This is a genomic window from Pseudomonas sp. GXM4 (assembly GCF_008923895.1).
GTDB lineage: Bacteria > Pseudomonadota > Gammaproteobacteria > Pseudomonadales > Pseudomonadaceae > Aquipseudomonas > Aquipseudomonas atacamensis.
The window spans coordinates 1-20,575 of sequence record NZ_WBRZ01000082.1; the positions used below are offsets into that span (position 1 = coordinate 1).

At 59.8% G+C, this 20,575-nt stretch carries 18 protein-coding genes and 5 tRNA genes; 5 read left to right on the forward strand and 18 right to left on the reverse strand.

Features of this window, described 5'->3' with window-relative positions; all coding sequences use genetic code 11:
- Window positions 1-52: 52 nt before the first annotated feature.
- The 9 genes from F8N49_RS12815 to uvrB form a co-directional block, all read right to left on the reverse strand.
- Window positions 53-490: a thioesterase family protein gene (locus F8N49_RS12815; protein ID WP_122610307.1), complete on the reverse strand. Its 438-nt coding sequence runs from the start codon at window positions 488-490 to the stop codon at window positions 53-55.
- Window positions 491-536: 46 nt separating this feature from the next.
- Window positions 537-1,370, reverse strand: a complete 834-nt coding sequence (locus F8N49_RS12820; protein WP_151551651.1) for an alpha/beta fold hydrolase — start codon at window positions 1,368-1,370, stop codon at window positions 537-539.
- Between the two features lie 30 nt (window positions 1,371-1,400).
- Window positions 1,401-1,940 carry a TetR/AcrR family transcriptional regulator gene (locus tag F8N49_RS12825; protein WP_016773921.1) on the reverse strand — a complete coding sequence of 180 codons (540 nt, stop codon included), beginning with the start codon at window positions 1,938-1,940 and terminating at the stop codon, window positions 1,401-1,403.
- A 182-nt stretch (window positions 1,941-2,122) separates the two neighbouring features.
- A tRNA-Glu gene (locus F8N49_RS12830) sits at window positions 2,123-2,198 on the reverse strand.
- 80 nt (window positions 2,199-2,278) lie between these two features.
- Window positions 2,279-2,354, reverse strand: a tRNA-Ala gene (locus tag F8N49_RS12835).
- Between the two features lie 53 nt (window positions 2,355-2,407).
- A tRNA-Glu gene (locus F8N49_RS12840) sits at window positions 2,408-2,483 on the reverse strand.
- Window positions 2,484-2,562: 79 nt separating this feature from the next.
- A tRNA-Ala gene (locus F8N49_RS12845) sits at window positions 2,563-2,638 on the reverse strand.
- 188 nt (window positions 2,639-2,826) lie between these two features.
- A complete protein-coding gene (gltX, locus tag F8N49_RS12850) occupies window positions 2,827-4,308 on the reverse strand; it encodes a glutamate--tRNA ligase (RefSeq protein WP_122747309.1) in 1,482 nt (493 codons plus the stop codon).
- Window positions 4,309-4,505: 197 nt separating this feature from the next.
- The gene (uvrB, locus tag F8N49_RS12855; protein WP_071171644.1) at window positions 4,506-6,521 is read right to left on the reverse strand and encodes an excinuclease ABC subunit UvrB; all 2,016 of its coding nucleotides are present in this window, start codon (window positions 6,519-6,521) and stop codon (window positions 4,506-4,508) included.
- Window positions 6,522-6,858: 337 nt separating this feature from the next.
- On the opposite strand from uvrB, the gene F8N49_RS12860 reads away from it, so the two are divergent.
- On the forward strand, window positions 6,859-8,055 hold the full coding sequence (locus tag F8N49_RS12860) for an amino acid aminotransferase (protein WP_016773918.1): 1,197 nt from the start codon (window positions 6,859-6,861) through the stop codon (window positions 8,053-8,055).
- 228 nt (window positions 8,056-8,283) lie between these two features.
- Window positions 8,284-8,484: a hypothetical protein gene (locus F8N49_RS12865; RefSeq protein WP_016773917.1), complete on the forward strand. Its 201-nt coding sequence runs from the start codon at window positions 8,284-8,286 to the stop codon at window positions 8,482-8,484.
- Here F8N49_RS12865 and F8N49_RS12870 read toward each other — a convergent pair.
- Window positions 8,481-8,711, reverse strand: coding sequence for a hypothetical protein (locus tag F8N49_RS12870; protein ID WP_151551653.1), 231 nt, complete (start codon window positions 8,709-8,711; stop codon window positions 8,481-8,483). The two genes, F8N49_RS12865 and F8N49_RS12870, sit on opposite strands and share 4 nt — an antisense overlap.
- 219 nt (window positions 8,712-8,930) lie before the next feature.
- Here F8N49_RS12870 and F8N49_RS12875 point away from each other — a divergent pair.
- Window positions 8,931-9,006, forward strand: a tRNA-Asn gene (locus tag F8N49_RS12875).
- 113 nt (window positions 9,007-9,119) lie between these two features.
- Here F8N49_RS12875 and F8N49_RS12880 read toward each other — a convergent pair.
- Window positions 9,120-10,643, reverse strand: coding sequence for a nucleobase:cation symporter-2 family protein (locus F8N49_RS12880; protein ID WP_024012376.1), 1,524 nt, complete (start codon window positions 10,641-10,643; stop codon window positions 9,120-9,122).
- Window positions 10,644-10,895: 252 nt separating this feature from the next.
- Here F8N49_RS12880 and F8N49_RS12885 point away from each other — a divergent pair, with 252 nt between their 5' ends.
- On the forward strand, window positions 10,896-11,180 hold the full coding sequence (locus F8N49_RS12885; RefSeq protein ID WP_151551655.1) for a BrnT family toxin: 285 nt from the start codon (window positions 10,896-10,898) through the stop codon (window positions 11,178-11,180).
- Between the two features lie 3 nt (window positions 11,181-11,183).
- Window positions 11,184-11,519: a BrnA antitoxin family protein gene (locus F8N49_RS12890; RefSeq protein WP_016773914.1), complete on the forward strand. Its 336-nt coding sequence runs from the start codon at window positions 11,184-11,186 to the stop codon at window positions 11,517-11,519.
- On the opposite strand, the gene F8N49_RS12895 is transcribed toward F8N49_RS12890, so the two are convergent.
- The 7 genes from F8N49_RS12895 to F8N49_RS12925 all read right to left on the reverse strand — a co-directional run bounded on the left by F8N49_RS12895 (window position 11,516) and on the right by F8N49_RS12925 (window position 20,447).
- Entirely contained in the window at window positions 11,516-12,349 is an 834-nt protein-coding gene (locus tag F8N49_RS12895; protein ID WP_151551657.1) for an arylamine N-acetyltransferase, read from the reverse strand. The two genes, F8N49_RS12890 and F8N49_RS12895, sit on opposite strands and share 4 nt — an antisense overlap.
- A 100-nt stretch (window positions 12,350-12,449) precedes the next feature.
- Window positions 12,450-13,244 carry an exodeoxyribonuclease III gene (gene xth / locus F8N49_RS12900; RefSeq protein ID WP_039762022.1) on the reverse strand — a complete coding sequence of 265 codons (795 nt, stop codon included), beginning with the start codon at window positions 13,242-13,244 and terminating at the stop codon, window positions 12,450-12,452.
- Between the two features lie 83 nt (window positions 13,245-13,327).
- Complete coding sequence (locus tag F8N49_RS12905; RefSeq protein WP_110646436.1) at window positions 13,328-14,770, reverse strand: mechanosensitive ion channel family protein; 1,443 nt, start codon at window positions 14,768-14,770, stop codon at window positions 13,328-13,330.
- Window positions 14,771-15,013: 243 nt separating this feature from the next.
- On the reverse strand, window positions 15,014-15,880 hold the full coding sequence (locus F8N49_RS12910; protein WP_130929774.1) for a pirin family protein: 867 nt from the start codon (window positions 15,878-15,880) through the stop codon (window positions 15,014-15,016).
- Window positions 15,881-16,037: 157 nt separating this feature from the next.
- Window positions 16,038-19,244, reverse strand: a complete 3,207-nt coding sequence (locus tag F8N49_RS12915) for a transporter substrate-binding domain-containing protein (protein WP_151551659.1) — start codon at window positions 19,242-19,244, stop codon at window positions 16,038-16,040.
- A 10-nt stretch (window positions 19,245-19,254) separates the two neighbouring features.
- Window positions 19,255-19,887: a response regulator transcription factor gene (locus tag F8N49_RS12920; protein ID WP_024012369.1), complete on the reverse strand. Its 633-nt coding sequence runs from the start codon at window positions 19,885-19,887 to the stop codon at window positions 19,255-19,257.
- Window positions 19,888-20,012: 125 nt separating this feature from the next.
- On the reverse strand, window positions 20,013-20,447 hold the full coding sequence (locus tag F8N49_RS12925) for a chemotaxis protein CheY (RefSeq protein WP_151551661.1): 435 nt from the start codon (window positions 20,445-20,447) through the stop codon (window positions 20,013-20,015).
- Window positions 20,448-20,575: the final 128 nt, after the last annotated feature.

Here is a 20,575-nt window from a genome sequence, read left to right on the forward strand (position 1 = left end):
CAAAAAGCAAAATCAAAAGATCGCAGCCTTCGGCAGCTCCTACCAGACCGGGTCAAGCTGGGGTCAGGATCGCCGGGCCATAGCCTTCGATAAATTCCGCCGGCATGCGCTTGGGCTTGCCGGTCGACAGCTCGATGCACACAAACGTGGTCTGCGCGCGCAGCAGGGTGGCGTTGTCACTGGGGCGTTTGAGCTGGAAATGCCGGGTCATTTTCAAGCGCTGATCCCAGTCGACGATCCAGGTCGCCAGTTGCAGTTCATCACCTTCATAGGCGGCGGCCAGGTAATCGATTTCGTGGCGGACAACGGCCATCGCCCGATCCAGCCGCCGGTATTCGACCAGGTCCAGGCCGAGGCGCTGCGAATGGCGCCAGGCGCAGCGCTCGAGCCAGGTCACGTAAACGGCGTTATTGGCGTGCCCGAGCCCGTCGATGTCTTCGGCGCCTACTTGCAGATCAATGGTAAACGGCGTTGCCCGATCCCAGCCCATGCCCCACTCCCGGTCAAAGTATTCAACCGGGGCAGTGTAACGGAGCTCAGGCCGATTTGCGCGCCTGAAGGCTGCGACCGGCAAGCAGTGATAACACACCATCAATCACTCGAGGGTCGGCCAGCACGCGCTGATGGCCGCCGCTTTCCAGGCGCAGCAGGCGGCTGTCGAACCAGGCTTCGTGAATCAATTGCGATTCTTTGACCGAGACAAAATTGTCGTCCTCGGCATGCACGATCAGACCGGGCATATCCAGTTGATAGTGGGCCACGTCCAGCGTCGCGGCGCGCATGCCGACGTCCTGCTCGACCTGGCGGATAAACGCCGAACGCGCGCGCGGCGGCATGCCAACCATTCGCGCAAAACCGCGCAGAACGCCGAGAATCCGCGCCGGTGCGGCGATGCTTACCAGGGTTTCGGTGCGCAGGCCCAATTGCACGGCGAGCATCGCGCTGGCGCCGCCCATGGAATGGCCGATAACCGCTTGCAGCGGCGGCAATTCGGCAGCGGCTTCGAGCATGGCGCGGGCGAACAGCACTACATTGGCTTCTCGCCCAGGGGAGCGACCGTGGGCCGGACCGTCGAGCGCGACGACGGTATAGCCGGCATCGACCAGAGCATTGATCAGCGAGGCGAATTGCGTTGGCCGCCCTTCCCAACCATGCATCAGCAACACTGTCGGGCCTTGGCCCCAGCGCAGCGCCGACAGGCCGAAGCGCAACGTGATGCGTTCGGAGCTGGCCAACAGCGGCAGCTCCCAATCGCGCAGCGGTAGCGCGCGGGGCGTCATGAACGCCAGACGCATTTTGCTCGCCACCAGCTTTGGTGCAAACCAGCCCAAGGTACCGTTAACGCCACGAACCCACTTCAACGCGTTCATCGCACTCTCCTCAGGCTTGTTGCCTTCAGGTCAACGCACCGCCGACTTGGCGGCGCGCAGCAATCGATCGGATAACTCTCCCGGACCCAGCGCCCTGGCCAAGGCCAGACCACCGACCATCAACGCGACATCGGCCAAAGCCTTGTCGGTGTCTTCAGGGCTGGCGGCCAGTTGCGCGACCATCAGCTCCAGATGCTCGTTCAGCGCGATGCGGAACGACTCCGGCAAACGCCCCAATTCGCCAATCGAGGCCGGAATCGGACATGCGGCTTCGCTGGAATCCCGGTGTTTGCGCGACAGGTAGAACGCAGCGACCAAAGCGCGACGCTCTTCGCCGGTCAGATCGGCGTCCATGTCGGCAATCAGGTCGCGACGCCGGCCCAGCAGTTGCTTGAACGCTTCGAGCATCATCGCGTCCTTGCTTTCGAAGTGGGCGTAGAAACCGCCAACCGTCAGGCCGGCGGCGCCCATCACTTCGCCCACGCTCGGGTCAGCCGGGCCGCGCTGAATCAATGCGGCGCTGGCAGCCTTAAGGATGCGTTCGCGGGTTTGAGCTTTTTTATCGTTCATCGTTGCCTCCGAATATTACGACTAGAATATTATTCGCATAATAATATTCTGCAAGTCATGAATATGACCGCTGGTCTGAAGCACAGTGTAAGGAAAAAGGAGAGTTGGCCAAACGCCGGACAAACAAAAGGGCCATTCAATAATTGAATGACCCTTATAAAATCCCGCAGAGCGGGTAATCGTGGCGTCCCCTAGGGGACTCGAACCCCTGTTACCGCCGTGAAAGGGCGGTGTCCTAGGCCACTAGACGAAGGGGACACAAACCCTTCTATACAACTGATCAGTGCTGAGAGCTGATCGATTCAAGGCCGGTGTGGCCAGACCTTGAACTGTAAAATTGGTGGAGCTAAGCGGGATCGAACCGCTGACCTCCTGCATGCCATGCAGGCGCTCTCCCAGCTGAGCTATAGCCCCGGATTTTTCGCCTCGCGGCGGAGTGATCTCTTGCAACATCACTTCTGTAAAACTGGCGTCCCCTAGGGGACTCGAACCCCTGTTACCGCCGTGAAAGGGCGGTGTCCTAGGCCACTAGACGAAGGGGACGCAAACCCTTCTATACAACTGATCAACGCTGAGTGTTGATCGCTTCAAGGCCGATGTGGCCAGACCTCGAAGTGTAAATTGGTGGAGCTAGACGGGATCGAACCGTCGACCTCTTGCATGCCATGCAAGCGCTCTCCCAGCTGAGCTATAGCCCCTCATCGCTGAGGACGGGGCGAATCTTAAGGGCGTATCGAAAGCCTGTCAAACTTATTTTTGAAAAATTTCAAAATTTTTTGCCGGGATAACAATCACTTACCGCCCTCCCCCGTAAATTCGGGAGAAACGCCGAAGGCAGGATCAAAAGATCGCAGCCTTCGGCAGTCCTGCAGAGAAGCAAAAGCAATCAGGCGATGGCGCCCAAGAGCTTTTCCCACTCTTTGTTTTCTTTCTTCGACACGCCGCCCAACAGGTCAATCGCCTGGCGCAGACGGAAACGGGTCAGGTCCGGGCCGAGGATTTCCATCGCATCGAGCACCGACACCGAACTCGCCTGCCCGGTGATCGCAGCAAACATCAACGGCATCGCATCGCGCAGTTTGAGCTCGAGGGATTCGACCACCGCCTGAATCGTCGCGGTGATGCTGTCCTTCTCCCACTTCCGCAGGCTTTCCAGTTTCCACAGGATCAACTGCATCAACTGGCGAACCTGATCGCCGGAGAGCTTTTTCGACTCGAACAGCTTGGCATCCGGATTCACGCCGCCAGCAAAGAAGAATCCCGCCAGCGGCGCAACCTGGCTGAACGTTTCAACCCGACCCTGCACGTGCGGCGCGATTTTCATCATGTAGTCGGAATTGAACGCCCACTTCTGCACACGGGCGGCAAACTCTTCCACCGGCAGATCGCGCAGCCACTGGCCGTTGAGCCACGACAGCTTCTCGATATCGAAGATCGGCCCGCCGAGGGATACGCGCTTGAGGTCGAAGTTGTCGACCATTTCCTGCAGCGAGAACTTCTCGCGCTCGTCCGGCATCGACCAGCCCATGCGCCCGAGGTAGTTGAGCATCGCTTCCGGCATGAAGCCCATGCGCTCGTAGAACGTTACCGAGGTCGGGTTCTTGCGCTTGGACAGCTTGCTCTTGTCCGGGTTACGCAGCAGCGGCATGTAGCACAGCTCCGGCTGTTCCCAGCCGAAGTATTCGTACAGCAAAATCAGTTTCGGTGCCGATGGCAGCCACTCTTCGCCACGCAGCACGTGGGTGATGCCCATCAGGTGATCGTCGACGACGTTGGCGAGGAAGTACGTCGGCAGGCCGTCGGTCTTCATCAGCACTTGCATGTCCATGCGATCCCACGGGATCTCGACGTCGCCACGCAGCATGTCCGGCACCACGCAGACGCCTTCGCTCGGCACTTTCATGCGGATCACGTGCGGTTCGCCAGCGGCCAGACGCGCCGCAACTTCTTCCTTCGACAGCAGCAGTGCGCGGCCGTCGTAGCGCGGAGTTTCGCCGCGAGCCATTTGCTCGGCGCGCATCTGATCGAGTTCTTCAGCGGTGCAGAAGCACGGGAACGCATGACCCATGTCGACCAGTTGCTGGCAGTACTTCTGATAGATGTCGCCGCGCTCGCTCTGCCGATACGGGCCGTGCGGGCCGCCGACGTCCGGACCTTCGCTCCAGTCGATACCGAGCCAGCGCAGGGCGTCGAAGATCTGCTGTTCGGACTCGCGGGTCGAACGCAACTGATCGGTGTCTTCGATGCGCAGGATGAACTCACCGCCATGCTGCTTGGCAAAGCAGTAGTTGAACAATGCGATGTAAGCGGTACCTACGTGGGGGTCCCCGGTAGGCGATGGCGCGATGCGAGTGCGGACGGTGGTCATGGCTTGTCTCGAAAAAATGAAGAGCAGAACAATCAAGCGGCGAATGGTAACAGGCGACACCCGCCCCGCTCCAGCGGGCAGGGTATTTAAGCCGGAGACCGGGACTCGCTTATACCGAGTCGCCCCCATTCGCGAGCAGGCTCGCTCCCACAGGGAAACACAATGATCGTTCCCACGCTCTGCGTGGGAACGATCCCTTATACCGTAAGCAATCGTTCGCGCAGTTTGGAAATCTCGTCGCGCATCTGCGCCGCCGCTTCAAACTCCAGATCCCGCGCCAGTTGGTACATCTTCTCTTCCAGCGCGCGGATGCGCTTGGTGATTTCGCTTGGCGAGCGCAACTCGGCTTCGTACTTGGCGTTCTCTTCGGCGGCCTTGGCCATGCCTTTGCGCTTCTTGCTGCGCGAACCGGGCACGGTGGCGCCTTCCATGATGTCGGCGACGTCCTTGATAACACCTTTCGGGGTGATGCCGTTCTCAAGGTTGAAGGCGATCTGCTTCTCGCGACGGCGCTCGGTCTCGCCAATCGCGCGCTCCATCGAACCGGTCATGCGATCGGCGTAGAGAATCGCCCGGCCATTGAGGTTACGCGCCGCGCGGCCGATGGTCTGGATCAGTGAGCGCTCGGAACGCAAGAAGCCTTCCTTGTCGGCATCAAGAATCGCCACCAGCGACACTTCCGGCATGTCGAGGCCTTCACGCAGCAGGTTGATCCCGACCAGCACATCGAACACGCCGAGGCGCAAATCGCGGATGATCTCGACGCGCTCGACGGTATCGATGTCCGAGTGCAGATAACGCACGCGCACGCCGTGGTCGGCGAGGTAATCGGTCAGGTCTTCGGCCATGCGCTTGGTCAGTGTGGTGACCAGCACACGTTCTTCGATCGCCACGCGTTTGGTGATTTCCGAGAGCAAATCATCAACCTGGGTCAGCGCCGGCCGCACTTCAACCTGCGGGTCGACCAGGCCGGTCGGCCGCACCACCTGCTCAACCACCCGCCCGGCGTGTTCGGCTTCGTAATTGCCGGGCGTTGCCGAAACGAAAATGGTCTGCGGGCTGACCCCTTCCCACTCGTCGAAACGCATTGGCCGGTTGTCCAGCGCCGAAGGCAGGCGGAAGCCGTACTCCACCAGCGTTTCCTTGCGCGAACGGTCGCCCTTATACATCGCGCCGACCTGCGGCACGCTGACGTGGGATTCGTCGATCACCAGCAAGGCGTCGGCAGGCAGATAGTCGTAAAGCGTGGGTGGCGCCGCGCCGGATGGACGCCCGGAAAGGTAGCGCGAGTAGTTTTCGATGCCGTTGCAGTAACCCAGTTCGAGAATCATCTCGAGGTCGAAACGGGTGCGCTGTTCCAGACGCTGGGCTTCCACCAGTTTGTTGTTGCTGCGCAGGTATTCGAGGCGCTCCTGCAATTCGACCTTGATGCCTTCGATAGCATCGAGCAGGGTTTCCCGAGGCGTCACGTAGTGGCTCTTCGGATAGAAAGTGAAGCGCGGCATCTTGCGGATGACTTCGCCGGTCAGCGGATCAAACGCGGAAATGCTCTCGACCTCGTCATCGAACAGCTCGATGCGGATCGCTTCCAGATCGGATTCCGCCGGGAAGATATCGATCACATCACCGCGCACGCGGAACGTCGCCCGGGCGAAATCCATGTCGTTGCGGGTGTATTGCAGGTCGGCCAGGCGCCGCAGCAGCGCACGCTGATCAAGCTTGTCGCCGCGATCCACATGCAAGACCATTTTCAGATAGGTTTCCGGACTGCCCAGACCATAGATGCACGACACCGTGGTGACGATGATCGCGTCCTTGCGCTCGAGCAACGCTTTGGTTGCGGACAGGCGCATCTGTTCGATGTGGTCGTTGATCGAGGCGTCCTTCTCGATGAAGGTGTCGGACGACGGCACATACGCTTCGGGCTGGTAGTAGTCGTAGTAGGAAACGAAGTATTCAACAGCGTTGTTCGGGAAGAACGCCTTGAACTCCCCGTACAACTGCGCGGCCAGGGTCTTGTTCGGCGCCAGAACGAGCGTCGGCCGCTGGACCTGGGAGATGACGTTGGCAATGCTGAAGGTCTTGCCCGACCCGGTCACACCGAGCAGTGTCTGGTGCGCCAGCCCGGCGTCAATGCCCTCAACCAACTGGCGAATGGCTTCCGGCTGATCGCCGGCAGGCTCGAAGCGGGTGACTAGCTGGAATTCCGACATACACACCTCTGGAATCGCGGCGTTCCGCGTCAGGCGGAGCACCACGAGGACGACCGCAAACGACCGATGTCGCGCAAGAAAAAACCTGGATTGTGCTGAATGTGGTGGCGATTGCCTGACCTTTCAAGGCAAACGTCCTACATCCGGTTAAGAGTCTGACAAAGTCAATCGACTAACGGTCAAGAAATAATCGGAAAAACTTACCCTAAAAGCCGATTCGCCTGTCGCCATTGCGCGGTGATGGCCTCTATACTAGCTCCCCGTTTGTGCACCGCTCTAGTGCATTCGGCTGGAGCGCGACACGTCCCTCCACTCTCCATTCAGAGCCGCCGTAATAATGAGCCTGTTCTCCGCTGTCGAAATGGCACCCCGCGATCCAATCCTGGGCCTCAACGAAGCATTCAACGCCGATACCCGGACCACCAAGGTCAACCTGGGCGTGGGCGTGTACTGCAACGAAGAGGGGCGAATTCCACTGCTGCGCGCGGTGATCGAAGCCGAGACGATTCGCGTCGCGCAACACGCTTCGCGCGGTTACCTGCCGATCGATGGCATCGCTGCCTACGACCAGGCCGTGCAGAAACTGCTGTTCGGCAACGACTCGCCGCTGATCAGCGCCGGTCGCGTCATCACCACTCAGGCCGTCGGCGGGACCGGCGCACTGAAAATCGGTGCCGACTTCCTCAAGCAACTGCTGCCGAACGCCGTCGTGGCGATCAGCGACCCGAGCTGGGAAAACCACCGCGCGCTGTTCGAAACCGCGGGTTTTCCGGTGCAGAACTACCGTTACTACGACGCTGCCACCCACGACGTGAACCGTGCCGGCATGCTCGACGACCTCAATGCCCTGCCGAACGGCTCGATCGTTGTCCTGCACGCCTGCTGCCACAACCCGACCGGCGTCGACCTGACCCCGGCGGACTGGAACAAGGTGCTCGAAGTGGTCAAGGCCAAAGGTCATGTGCCGTTCCTCGACATGGCTTACCAGGGTTTCGGCGACGGCATCGACGAAGACGCCGCCGCTGTTCGCCTGTTCGCCGAATCCGGCCTGACCTTTTTCGTCTCGAGCTCGTTCTCCAAATCGTTCTCGCTGTACGGCGAACGCGTTGGCGCATTGTCGATCATCAGCGAATCGAAAGAAGAAAGCGCGCGCGTGCTGTCGCAGGTCAAGCGCGTGATCCGCACCAACTACTCCAACCCGCCGACCCACGGCGCCAGCATCGTTGCTGCGGTGCTGAACAGCCCGGAACTGCGCGCGCAGTGGGAAGCCGAACTGGCCGAAATGCGTCTGCGTATTCGCGGCATGCGCGAGCAGATGGTTGCCCTGCTGGCGGAAAAAGCCCCGGGCCGCGATTTCAGCTTCGTCGGTCGTCAGCGCGGCATGTTCTCCTACTCCGGCCTGACCACTGAACAAGTGCATCGCCTGCGCAACGAGTTCGGCATCTACGCCCTGGACACCGGCCGCATCTGCGTGGCCGCGCTGAACCAGAGCAACATCAAGGCAGTGACGGACGCGATCGTTCAGGTCATCTGATTTCGGCGAGTGATGAAAAACGGGAAGCCTTTTGGGCTTCCCGTTTTTATTTGTCTCTGGAAACGCCTTGCAACCTCTAGACTGCACACAATTCAAAGTGTAGGAACTGACGAGTGCAACCAGGCTGCGATCTTTTGATCTTGTTTCTAAGATCAAGATCAAAAGATCGCAGCGTTCCGCAGCTCCTACCGGTTTTGTGTACACCCGAGATATTTGAAGAGAACCCACATGAAAAACGACAACCTGCGCGCTGACCGTGACGACCTGGATGATTTCATCCCGCGCGCTCCGGCCAAGCGTGAAAAGAGCCTGGTGCTGCAAGTCGCCACCGGGGTATTCCTCGGTGGCCTGGCCCTGTGGCTGGTGCAACTGGCGGCGACGGCGGCCTATGCCAAGCTGATGCTCGGCACGATTACCTTCGGCAGTTAAGCCAGCTCGGCCGAGCGTTGAGTGGCAGCATCGTCATAAATCACATACAGCGATTCGGCGACCTGGTTCTTGATGGCCTTGCTGCTTTCTAGACCAAGGACGAAACCTTCAGCCTTGCCGCCAGCGCGGTTCAATTCTTCGGCGGTGCTTGCCCCGGTGATTGCATCGAAAAGTTTTTCGGCGTGCGGGCCGATCCCTTTGGGCAGGCTGATCTGTGCAGTGCTCATGCGAGCACCTCGGTGTTACGGGTGATTTGATTCATGGCGCATACCTTTGCGGCGAATGGCCGGCAGCGCGTGTGACCACTTCCGGGCTGCCATGGTAGACCTCTGAGGCCTTTCTGGTAACCGCCAATCGCTGACAAAATGCCGTCCGTCCCGACGAATCGCAAAAGTTGCCAGGCGATGCTTGACTTCTCTTTTTGAATCAGTAACATACGCACCAATTCCGCAATAGCTCAGTTGGTAGAGCAAGTGACTGTTAATCACTGGGTCCCTGGTTCGAGTCCAGGTTGTGGAGCCAAATAGCAAAGCCCCTGAATCGCAAGATTCAGGGGCTTTTTTGTGGACACTCGAAAAATGCCAAAAGGCCGATCTGCTTGGGCAGATCGGCCTTTTTTGTTTCAGACGCAGCGGTCAGACATGTTCGCTGCTTTTCACCTGAACCTTAGGCGCGCCGTGGCCATGGTCGTGGTCATCCGGCTCGATCACCGGCACTTCCTTGCCATCGCAGTCATGCAGCTTGCCGTCGCTGAAGTAATCGCCTTCACGCAGCGCGGCCAGATCGCGATAACGCAGGGTGCGCTCTTCGGCTGCGGCGAACACCGACTGTTGATCCGAGTTGCCGGTCGTGAAGTGGTTGAACGCCAGGTTGAGCAGGATCGCCATGATTGCCGACGAACTGATGCCCGAATGGAAAATAGTCGCGAACCAGCTCGGGAAATGATCGTAGAAGTTCGGCGCGGCGATCGGGATCATGCCGAAACCGATCGAGGTGGCAACGATGATCAGGTTGACGTTGTTGCGGTAGTCCACCTTTGACAACGTGCGGATGCCACTCGCGGCCACCGTGCCGAACAGCACGATACCGGCGCCGCCGAGTACCGAAGTCGGCACTGCAGCAATCACCCGACCCATGAACGGCAGCAGGCCAAGCACGACAAGGAACAGACCACCGGTGGCCACCACAAAACGGCTCTTGATCCCGGTCACCGCCACCAGACCGACGTTTTGCGCGAAAGCACTTTGCGTAAACGAACCGAAGATCGGCGCAAACATGCTCGACAGCATGTCGGCACGCAGGCCGTTGCCCAAGCGTTTGGAATCTACCTTGGTGTCAATGATTTCGCCCACGGCGAGGATGTCCGCCGAGGTTTCCACCAGCGTCACCATGACCACAATGCACATCGACAGGATCGCGGCGAAATGGAAGGTCGGCATGCCGAAGTGGAACGGTGTCGGGAAGCCGAACATGGGGCCGGTGGTGACACTGGAGAAATCCGCCATGCCAAGGAACACCGCCAGCACCGTGCCGATGACCATGGCCAGCAGAATCGACAGCCGAGAAATGGTCGCGCTGCCAACCTTGCTCAGCAGCAACACCAGCACCAGCGTCACCGCCGCCAGACCGATGTTCTGCATGCTGCCGAAGTCCGGCGCGTGGCTGTTGCCGCCCATCGCCCAGCGTGCGGCCACCGGCATCAGCGTCAGGCCGATGGTGGTGATCACAATGCCGGTGACCAGCGGCGGAAAGAACTTGGTGATGCGTGAGAATACCGGCGTGATCAGCAAGCCGATCAACGAGGCGGCAATCACCGCACCCAGCACCGATTGGAAACCGCCCTCCCCGCCGCTGCTGACGATCGCAACCATGGTCGCCACGCCGGAGAACGATACGCCCTGGACCAGCGGCAGCTGACAGCCAAAAAACGGCAGACCCAGGGTTTGCAGCAACGTCGCCAGCCCCCCCGCAAACAATGAAGCAGCAATCAACAGACCAATGTCCGCCGGCGACAGACCGGCCGCCTGGCCAATGATCAGTGGCACCGCAACGATACCGCCGTACATGGTCAGAACATGTTGCAGGCCGTAAGCCATATTCGCGCCGACCCCGAGGTTTTCGTCCTCGGGCCGTTGGTGTGAAACATGGGGCGTTTTCATGGTGGGGGGTTCCCTGGTTTTTGTTATGCGCACACTGTATTCAATACTCAGGACAAATGTCCATAGAGTTGTATACAACTTATCAGTCACATAATGGTTAGGTAGCCATCCAACCTTCTAGCCTGCGCTTCTTGCCCTAACAAATCCGGCAACACATCCCCGCTGCGTCCGCGCCGGTGCCCACCAGGCTGAAGTGTTCACGGCGACCGACGGTGCAGTCGCGCCCTTTTTTATACATATAAAGTATGCATAATGAAGTCATTCAAGATTCAGTACGACAAAAGCAAAAACGCAGCCAACAAACTCAAGCACAAAGGCATCAGCCTCGCCGAAGCCCAACCGGTTTTCCATGACGAATGCGCACTGACACTTGAGGACAACGACCATGACGAACAACGCTGGATCACCCTCGGCCTCGATGCCAAAGGTCGTGTGCTTGCCGTTGCTTACAGCTATCGCGAAGCCAATGTTGTTCGAATCATTTCCGCACGTCTCGCCACACCCAGCGAACGGCGCGCGTATTTTCAGGAGGCTTGAACGATGAAAGACGAATATGACTTTTCCGCAGGTAAACGCGGCGCAGTAGCGCCGAGCAAGGGCAAGACCCGCATCACTATCATGCTTGATGACGCGGTGATCGAAGCGGCGCGTACCGCCGCGGAAACCGAGGGCTTTGGCTACCAGACTGTGATCAACAACACCCTGCGCCATGCTCTGCTTGATGGCCCACGCCAGCAGGGAAGCGCTGACGATTCAGGTCTGACGGGGCAATTCAAGAAAGGCATCACCGCCACCGATCTCAAGAGTCTCGAGCGAAAGCTGTCAGCGGCCATCGGCGAAATCCGTCGCGTATTGGAGCCTGATGTAAAGCCTTAGATGGAGGCTGGCGCGATGACCCGAGCCAGCGCTTGTCGCACACGCGGTGAATCAGGCACCTGAAGATCGAACTCGCGCCGCAGCAATTTCATCAGCTCGTCGACGTCCGCCACCTCGCGCCGCTCACTGTCCGCACCCATGTAATGAATGGCAAAACTGCCGTTGTTCAGGGTTTTGCGCCAGCCAGCGCCGCTGCGCGCGACCATTAGGCGCTGCGAAAAGGGTGACTCGGGATGGGTGGAGACGTACCAGTTGCCGACGGTGTAATCGATGTCTTCCTGGCGTTGCAAATCGAACAGGTACATCGGCCGCCATTCGCCTGCGACTTTGGCGCGCAGCAGATAGCCATCTGCTTGCTTGTCGATGCGGTAAGGTTCGTGCGGGGTGGGTTGCTCATCTTCACTGTCGAGCAACAGCGGCGCGGTGGGCACCATGCCACCGAAGCCGACATCGGTGATGTAACGCACTCCGTCGATGGTCAACAGACTCAAACGATGGGTTCGCGCCGTCCAGCTGCCTTCCGGCTGATTCATCACCACGCGCCCGCTGATCGCCCGCGCGTCGAAGCCCAATTCAAGCAGCAGCGCATAAAACAAATGATTGAGCTCATAGCAGTAGCCGCCCCGCCCTTGCTGCAACACCTTGTCTTCGATGGAGACCAAGTCGATCAACACCGGCTCTGCACTGATCGTTGCCAGATTTTCGAAAACAAACTGAGCGGTGTGGCGCGACTGCAACTGGCGCAACGTATCCAGCGTCGGTGGCGGCGGCGCATCGAAACCCAGACGTTGCAGGTACAGATTGGTATTGGTCAGCCGTGGCGCACTCATTGCTCGATCCTTATGCATGGGCCGCAGAACACTGCGTTGATGTTGCCCTGTATACGGGATCAGGCACAGCTTTCGACAATTGATTTCGCCAATCGCCCAGTCAGCGCTTTTTCCGCGAGCCGATGCGAATCCATGTCGGTGCATGGTCGCTGGCGTGCGGTTCGTTGCGCACCCAGGCGTCAACACCGGCGTCGTGCAGATACGGGCTCAATGCCGGGTTGAGCAGCAGGTGGTCGATGCGCAGGCCGGAGTTGGTTTGCCAATGATTGCGGAAGTAATCCCAGAAGGTGTAGAGGCGTTCTTCGGGATACACGTGGCGCAGGGAATCAGTCCAGCCCTGATCCAGCAGCCGCTGGTAGCACTCGCGGCTCTCGGGTTGCAACAAAGCATCCTTGAGCCAGGATCGGGTGTTGTAGATGTCCATGTCGGTGGGCACGACATTGAAGTCACCGGCCAGGACCACCGGGTGATCGCTGCTTTGCAGGTCTTTGGCGTAATTGATCAGACGCTCGAACCAGGCCAGTTTGTAATCGAATTTCGGCCCCGGCTGCGGGTTGCCGTTGGGCAGATACAGGCAACCGACCAGCACACCGTGCACCGCCGCTTCGATATAGCGGCTGTGGGTGTCATCGGCATCGCCGGGCAAACCGCGTCGACTCTCCAACGGCTGCGCATCACGCGCCAGAATCGCCACGCCATTCCATGACGCCTGGCCCTGCCAGATTGCGCCGTAACCGGCGGCCTCCAGTTCGGCGGCGGGAAATGCGCTGTCCACTGACTTGAGCTCTTGCAGGCAGACGATGTCCGGTTGCTCGCGCTTGAGCCATTCCAGCAGATTCGGCAGCCGCGCGCGCATGCCGTTGACGTTGAAGGTGGCGATCCGCAGGTTTTTCATCGTCTGCAACTCCTGCCCGGTGGGATTGCAAATTGTGACCCTGAGAACGCCGCGCAGGTTGCATCGAATCACAAAGCGACAGCTCAGACGCGATTACGCAGCCATTGCAGAAAGCCTCTTTTCGGCGCGACCACGGGCGCGTCCTCGGTCAGCGACTGCGCCTTGTGCAGACGGAAATCGAGCAACGCCTGCATCGCATCATGAATGTCATGGCGCGCGTCCAGGCACGGTTTCAGGTAGGACTTCTCGATGCGATACAGGGCGCAGAAAGTCTTCGCGGAAAAATCCGCCGGCAGCGCGGTGTCGGAAAGAATCCCGGCCTCGCCGATCACCTCGCCCGGCCCCATGCGCCCGGATTCCAGTGGCGCACCATGGCGTTTGAGCGTCACCGATACCACGCCAGATTCAATGATGAACAAATGATCGCTGACCTCGCCGCCCGCGAGAATCGTTTCGCCGGCGCGGAAAGTTTGCAGGGTCATGTTCTGGCTGAAGGTGTCTTTTTCTTCTTCACGCAGAGTCGAGAAGATCGGTGAGCTTTCCAGCAGCGCCCGTGGCCGCGACAACTGCGGTGCGGCGCTGGTCTCGTTGCTGGACAGCAGGTTGACCCCGGACGCCTGCAAATGCCGGTAAGCGAGGTCGAACAACTGATTGCGCACCACGCGCTTCTCGCCCATCGAGGCGACAAACCCGCTGATTTCGTATTCCGCGCCGCCGCTGGCAGAACTCTTCAACGACACGCTGGGCGCCGGTGTGTCGAGCAATTGCCGACAACCCTGCATCGCTCGCTCCAGCGCCTCGATTACCGAACTGGGTCGGGCATGGGGGCTGACGGGCACGCTGACGGAAACGCCGAACATATTGCTCGGTCGGCTGAAGTTGATGATCTTGGCTTTGGCCGCCAGCGAGTTGGGAATCACGGCCATGCTGCCCTGACTGGTTTGCAGACGCGTGGCGCGCCAGTCGATGTCGGTGACGCGGCCCTCGGTGCCGTCGATGGAGATCCAGTCATCAAGTTGATAGGGCTTGGTGGTGTTGAGGACGATGCCGGAGAACACGTCGCTCAAGGTGCTCTGCAAGGCCAGACCGACAATGATCGCCAACGCGCCGGAGGTTGCCAGCACACCTTTGACTGGCAGATCGAGCACATACGCCAGCGCCGCAATGATCGCGATGAGGAAAATCACCGCGCCGAGCAAGTCCTGCAACAGCCGGCCGGTATGGCCGACCCGCTGCATCATCACCGCGCCGATCAGCACCGTCAGGGTCCGCGCACCAAACAGCCACCAACCGATCTGCAACCCGGTCGCCGCCAGATGCAGCGGCACGTTGTCGGCCCACGGCGCCGGCTCCATAGGGTTGAGGCCTTCGTTGAACAGCACAATGCTGAACAGGGCAAAAATCAGCACCCGCACCAGCAGCTTCCATTCACTGCCGCGAGAGCTGATCAGCCGCCACAAGCCAAGATCGAGCAGGATCAGGATCAACGCGCTAAACAACGGGTGTTCGGTCAGCAGAGACAGCATCAAACAACTCCGACAAAGGCCAATCGCGAGAAGATCGCACAGATTGGCACAGTGTAGGAGCAATTGATTTCGGTGGATGAGCACCGGCTTACAAACACTGCAAAACCCTGAAGGAGCTGACGAAGGCTGCGATCTTGAGGCTGTGGGACGCGGAGCGTCCCCGGCTGCATTCCCACGCAGAGCGTGGGAACGATCAGACGCTGAACAACCTGTGGGAGTTTCAGTTGCCAGTAAAGCTCGGGGTCAGGCGTGCATCCGGCCAAAGCGCCCGGACTGAAAGTCGGCGAAGGCCTGATGGATTTCCTGCTCGGTGTTCATCACGAACGGGCCATGGCCGACGATCGGTTCGTCGATCGGCTCGCCACTGAGCAGCAATACCACCGCGTCTTCGCTGGCCTGGAGGGTGAGTCGATCACCGTCGCGTTCGAACAGCGCCAACTGCCCTACCCCAACCGATTCCGCACCGTTGACCAGCACCGAACCCTTCAACACCACCAGTGCGGTGTTGCGTCCTTCGTGCAGATCAAGCGTCAGCAACTTGCCGGCATTGAGGCGCAGATCCCACACGTCGATTGGCGTAAAAGTCCGCGAAGGTCCGGTGTGCCCATCGAATTCGCCGGCGATCAGACGCAGGCTGCCGGCGTGGTCCTTGAGCGCGATGCTCGGAATGTCGCGGTCGAGAATGGTCTGGTAACCCGGCGCGGCCATTTTGTCCTTGGCCGGCAGGTTGACCCACAGCTGGACCATTTCCAGCTTGCCGCCGGTTCGGGCGAAGTTTTCCGAGTGGAATTCTTCATGAAGGATGCCGGACGCTGCGGTCATCCACTGCACATCACCCGGGCCGATGGTGCCGCCACTGCCGGTGGAATCGCGGTGCTGCACTTCGCCGTCGTAAACGATGGTCACGGTTTCGAAACCACGGTGCGGGTGCTGGCCGACGCCACGCTGTTCAGTGGTCGGGGTGAATTCGGCGGGACCGGCGTGATCGAGCAGCAGAAACGGGCTGATGTGCTTGCCCAGGTTGTCATAGGAAAACAGTGTGCGCACCGGGAAACCATCGCCGACCCAATGGCCGCGCGGGCTGGTGTAAATGCCGATGATGTTTTTCATGGGGTCTCCAATGGATAAATGCATTGGATTAAGCCTAAAGGCATATCGAATATTCGACTAGAGGGTGCAAATCGGCTTGAGTGTTCCATATGCAGAACAATTGAGCAGCGGCGCGCATTTCTCGAGCAGGCTCGCTCCCACAGGAGACTGCATTGGTTCAGAGGCACCGTGCGAGGCCGTGCATGGCTTCGCGCAACTTGCCGATGGCACGGTCGATGACAACGCTGTCACTGTCTCGGCACGCCGTGTCCAGATCTGCGCACGCCGCAACAACCCGCGCTGCCCCAACCATTTGCGCACCGCCCCTGATGCGATGGGCCAGCTCACGCAGGCCGTTGCGGTCGCCGACGCGGGTCTGATCCAAAGCCTGCAGATCGTCGCGCAAGCTATTGCCGACTTCCTTGCGCAAACGCTCGATCAACGAGTGATCGGCACCGGCCATCTGCTCCAGGGCACTCAGATCAATCTCGACGGGCTCGGCACTTGGCGTTTCATCTTCGTGGCGCTCGCAACGATGAGCGCCTTTCAGGGCTTCAGCCAGATCATGCAAGCGAATCGGTTTGAACAGGCAACCGTCCATGCCGGCATCCAGACAGCGCAGGCGCTCTTCGACCTGCGCATTGGCCGTAAAACCGAGGATCAGACAGGGCCTGCGGCCGCTGGCGGCTTCTTCGTTGCGAATCGCCTGCGCCAGCTCATAGCCATTGCGGCGCGGCATGTTGCAGTCGGTGATCACCACATCGAAGGCCTGGGTTCGCCAGCGGTCCAGCCCCTGTTCTCCGTCGCCCACGTCTACCGTGCGATGCCCCAATTCACTCAGTTGCCAGCACATCAGCAAGCGATTGACCGGGTGATCGTCGACCACCAACACGCTTAATACACAGGTCGCGGCTGCCGCCTCGGGCGTTGCCAGTGCGGTCGTCACCGACGTCAACAGCGGCAACTGGATATTGATTTTTACTCGCGTGCCTTGCCCGAGATCACTATCGAGACCCAGTGTGCCGCCCATCATTTCGCAGAGGTTACGGCTGATCACCAGCCCCAGGCCGGAACCGCTGCGCGCCGCTTGAAGGCTATTGCTCGCTTGAACGAACGGGCTGAACAGGCGCTTTTGATCTTCGCCGCTGATGCCGATGCCGTTGTCTTCGATGCGCAACAGCAAGTCCACTTCAGCGTCGGTCATGGCGATGACCTGCAAGCGCAAACTCACCTCACCCACCTCGGTGAATTTGATCGCATTGCTCAACAGGTTCGACAGCACCTGTTTGAAGCGCGTCGGATCAATCAGCACATCCACGTCGGCGCGCGGATCAAGTTCGATGCGCCACAAGAGCCGTTTCTGCCGCGCCAGCCCTTCGAAAACCCGACACACCGATAACACCGTCTCGCGCAGGTTGGCCCGCTCCGGCGAAAGGGACAAATGCCCCGACTCGATACGGGCGATGTCGAGAATGTCGCCAATCAACGCCAATAATTGCTGGCCGGCATTCGACGCCACCTGAATTGCCAGTCGATCAGTCACGCCCTCCTCTGCGCGCTTGAGCGCCAGTTCGAGCATGCCGATCAAGGCGTTCATCGGTGTGCGGATCTCGTGGCTCATGGTCGCCAGGAAAGTGCTCTTGGCCCGATTGGCCTCATCCGCTGCGTCCTTGGCCTGTTGCAGTTGCAACAACCATTGCTGGCGCTGATGGATCTGCCGACGCTGCCAGCCGATCCAGATCAGGGCCAGCAGCAGCAAGCCTGCGGCGCCGGCAAAACCAAGCAGAATCTCGCGGCGATGGCGCGACCAATAGCTGTCCTCCACCACCACATCGTGGCTCCAGCGCTCGACCAGTTCATCCATTTGCTGCGGCGCGATGCTCAGCAACGCCTTGTTCAGGATCGAGTGCAGCAGCGCCGACTGCGGCGCCGTGGCCAGAGCGATGCGCGCCGGCTGATCGCCTACGGTGCCGGTAATACGCAGGCGGTCGCGGTATTGGCGGGCGATCAGAAAACGCGCCACCAGCAACGAGCTTACCGTCACGTCGGCCTGTCCACGGGCAATCAGCGCCATGCCTTCGGCGGGGCTTTTGACTTCGACCAGACGCAGACCGGGAACCCGTTGCAGGAGGTATTCGCGCAACGGGTGGCCGCGATAGATGGCCAGGCGTTTGCCCGCCAGTTCGTCGAGCGGCAATGGATGTGGTCCGTTCGCTGCGCTGACCAGCACGAACGGATTGTTCAGATAGGCGCGGGTGAATTGCAGCTGCGCTTCCCGCTCGGTGCTCGGCGTTACCACGGGCAAAATATCGAGTGCGCCGGCCTGAAGTTGTTCGAACTGGTCGTTCAGCGAGGTGCCACGCACGATCTCGAAATTCAGCCCGCTGCGCTGCGCAATCAGGCTCAGCAACTGCGCTGCCAGCCCGTTGAAGCGTCCATCGGCATCGAAAAACGCCAACGGCGCGAAGTCTTCGACAGCGCCGACCCGCACCACCGGGTGCTGATCCAGCCACTGCTGCTCGGCGGCGCTGAGGTGTACCCGCGACTGTTCGGCCATCTCGGCGAGGCCGACGCTCCAGCGCTGTTCGATCAGATGGCGACGCTCCATCGGCACGGCCAGCAAGGCCTTGTCGACGATGCGTTTGAGGACCACATCGCTGCGCAACAACGCAAAGGCGAACGGATTGGCATCAAGCCCCGACGGCCCGGCCAGTTGCAGGTCGTTGCGATAATTGGTGTTGATCAGGTAGTTGGCGCTGATGAAGTCGCCCAGGTACACGTCGTCGGCACCGAAGGCGACCGCGCCGAGTGCATCCATGGCCGAAGCATAAAGCTGTACGTGGGCGCCGGGGTAGAACGCCTGAACATGGGCCAGTGGCAGGTAATCCTCGACCATGGCGATGCGTTTGCCTGCAAGGTCAGCAGGCAGTTTCTCGTCATGACGCGTCACCAGCATTGGCTGATCTTCAGCGTACGGCCGCGACAGAACAAAGGCCGGATCGGCGGCTTCGAAACTGTTCGAGGTGCCCAGGAGTTCGACGTCAGCGCGCTTGAGTGCGGCCATCAGTGCGGGACGATCGGCGAAACGCCGCACTTCGATCCTGATGCCGAGCAGTTGCGCCAGCAGATCGGCGTAATCGGCGGTCAGCCCTTCCAGCTCATGCTGATTGCGGGTGATTTCGAAGGGCGGGTAATCCGGGCCGGAGATGCCCATGCGCAAGACTGGATGCTCACGTAACCACTGGCGCTCCCGATCATCGAGGCGGACCTGGATACTTCCCGGTTCGAGGCGCGCCAGCACCTCCAGCGTCTGCGGCTGGTCATTCGCCCCGACCGAGGCAACAAGCCCCAGCCACAGCAATAAAACCCGCAGTCCCTGCATCATGTCGGGGTACTCAGATCAAGTGATTGCGCTTGGCGAACTCACGCAGAAGCACCAGCGAACCCAGGCCAAGTTTCGCCATCATGCGGGTCTTGTAGGTGCTGACGGTTTTGTGACTCAGGTGCATTTCCAAAGCGATGGCCTTGTTCGGTTTGCCCAGCGCCAGATTCACGAAAATGCATAACTCTCGATCGGACAGCTGCGCGATCAGCTCCTTTTCCGTGCGTTGCACGGCGTTGTACAGACCGCTGGTATTGGGCAATGCGGAGAAATAAGTGTGGCCGGACATCAATGCCTTGATGGCTTCGTGCAGCAGAGTCAGTTGATTGCTCTTGGTCACGTAGCCCCGTGCGCCGGCGCGTAGACAGCGCTCCTGGTAATGCGTGGGCTCATGCATGCTGAACACCAGCACCCGGCAACGCGCCGTTGGCGCCTTGATCTGGATTCGCGTCAGCACTTCCAGACCGTCCATCGATCCCAGCCCCAGATCGAGCACAACCAGGTGCGGATCATGCGCGCAGATCAACGGCACGACTTCATTGCCATTGGACGCTTCATGAATCCGAGTGAAGCCTTGAGCCTGCAGAACGATCCGAATGGCCGCGCGCACGACTGGATGATCATCGACGATCAGCGCTGACTTCATTGGAACTCCTGCAAAATCGAAGACACCGCAACAGTCTGTCCCGGAGTCGGTGGCTGCGCCGGCACTGTTACATGGATGGGCAAGAGAATCACCTGTCAGGTCTGACAGTTGTGCAGAGTGTTTTTTTATGCATTGGCATGGCGCAACGGTGCGTGGGCGTCAGGCGCTGCCTGGCGTTCGTCGCAAGTTTCGACTCTCGCCATTACCTGCCCGATGAGCTGTGAATTGGGCAATGGCGTAGGGCTGATCAGCGCGTTCTCCTGAGCAAACCCCGCAAGCGCTTGCAACGGTGCTGATTGTTCGTTGTAGATCAGAGCATGGCGAACCTGTGGGTTATCGAGCAGAAAGCCCAGCAGATCGAGAGAGCCTGCCGCCAGTTCGGCATTGATCACCAGCACATCGAACGGCTCGCAGCCATAGTCGACCAAGGTCAACAATTCGCCGAGAGTCTGCACCGGGGCGACACGGTAGTAGCCGAGCGCGTTGAACAGGCGCTCGATTTTCATGCGATGAAAATGCTGCGGGTCGGCGATCAGGATGCGCAACGCTTTGTTGCTCATGGTCATTCTCCCGGGGAGGTTTGGGGAGGGCAAGACTACGCAAGCGTCGGGGATAGCTCTGTAGGACTTTTCCTAAAAACCCGGTCATTTATCCGGCGGCCCTGACACACCAATATCCCCTGTGGGAG

Coding starts and splice junctions, on each gene's coding strand:
- F8N49_RS12925 (WP_151551661.1), bottom strand. CDS start 20,447: ATGAGCAACAAAGCGTTGCGCATCCTGATCGCCGACCCGCAGCATTTT.
- F8N49_RS12910 (WP_130929774.1), bottom strand. CDS start 15,880: ATGAAAAACATCATCGGCATTTACACCAGCCCGCGCGGCCATTGGGTC.
- F8N49_RS12885 (WP_151551655.1), top strand. CDS start 10,896: ATGAAGTCATTCAAGATTCAGTACGACAAAAGCAAAAACGCAGCCAAC.
- gltX (WP_122747309.1), bottom strand. CDS start 4,308: ATGACCACCGTCCGCACTCGCATCGCGCCATCGCCTACCGGGGACCCC.
- F8N49_RS12915 (WP_151551659.1), bottom strand. CDS start 19,244: ATGATGCAGGGACTGCGGGTTTTATTGCTGTGGCTGGGGCTTGTTGCC.
- F8N49_RS12880 (WP_024012376.1), bottom strand. CDS start 10,643: ATGAAAACGCCCCATGTTTCACACCAACGGCCCGAGGACGAAAACCTC.
- F8N49_RS12920 (WP_024012369.1), bottom strand. CDS start 19,887: ATGAAGTCAGCGCTGATCGTCGATGATCATCCAGTCGTGCGCGCGGCC.
- F8N49_RS12865 (WP_016773917.1), top strand. CDS start 8,284: ATGAAAAACGACAACCTGCGCGCTGACCGTGACGACCTGGATGATTTC.
- F8N49_RS12870 (WP_151551653.1), bottom strand. CDS start 8,711: ATGAGCACTGCACAGATCAGCCTGCCCAAAGGGATCGGCCCGCACGCC.
- F8N49_RS12905 (WP_110646436.1), bottom strand. CDS start 14,770: ATGCTGTCTCTGCTGACCGAACACCCGTTGTTTAGCGCGTTGATCCTG.
- xth (WP_039762022.1), bottom strand. CDS start 13,244: ATGAAAAACCTGCGGATCGCCACCTTCAACGTCAACGGCATGCGCGCG.
- F8N49_RS12860 (WP_016773918.1), top strand. CDS start 6,859: ATGAGCCTGTTCTCCGCTGTCGAAATGGCACCCCGCGATCCAATCCTG.
- uvrB (WP_071171644.1), bottom strand. CDS start 6,521: ATGTCGGAATTCCAGCTAGTCACCCGCTTCGAGCCTGCCGGCGATCAG.
- F8N49_RS12895 (WP_151551657.1), bottom strand. CDS start 12,349: ATGAGTGCGCCACGGCTGACCAATACCAATCTGTACCTGCAACGTCTG.
- F8N49_RS12815 (WP_122610307.1), bottom strand. CDS start 490: ATGGGCTGGGATCGGGCAACGCCGTTTACCATTGATCTGCAAGTAGGC.
- F8N49_RS12890 (WP_016773914.1), top strand. CDS start 11,184: ATGAAAGACGAATATGACTTTTCCGCAGGTAAACGCGGCGCAGTAGCG.
- F8N49_RS12820 (WP_151551651.1), bottom strand. CDS start 1,370: ATGAACGCGTTGAAGTGGGTTCGTGGCGTTAACGGTACCTTGGGCTGG.
- F8N49_RS12825 (WP_016773921.1), bottom strand. CDS start 1,940: ATGAACGATAAAAAAGCTCAAACCCGCGAACGCATCCTTAAGGCTGCC.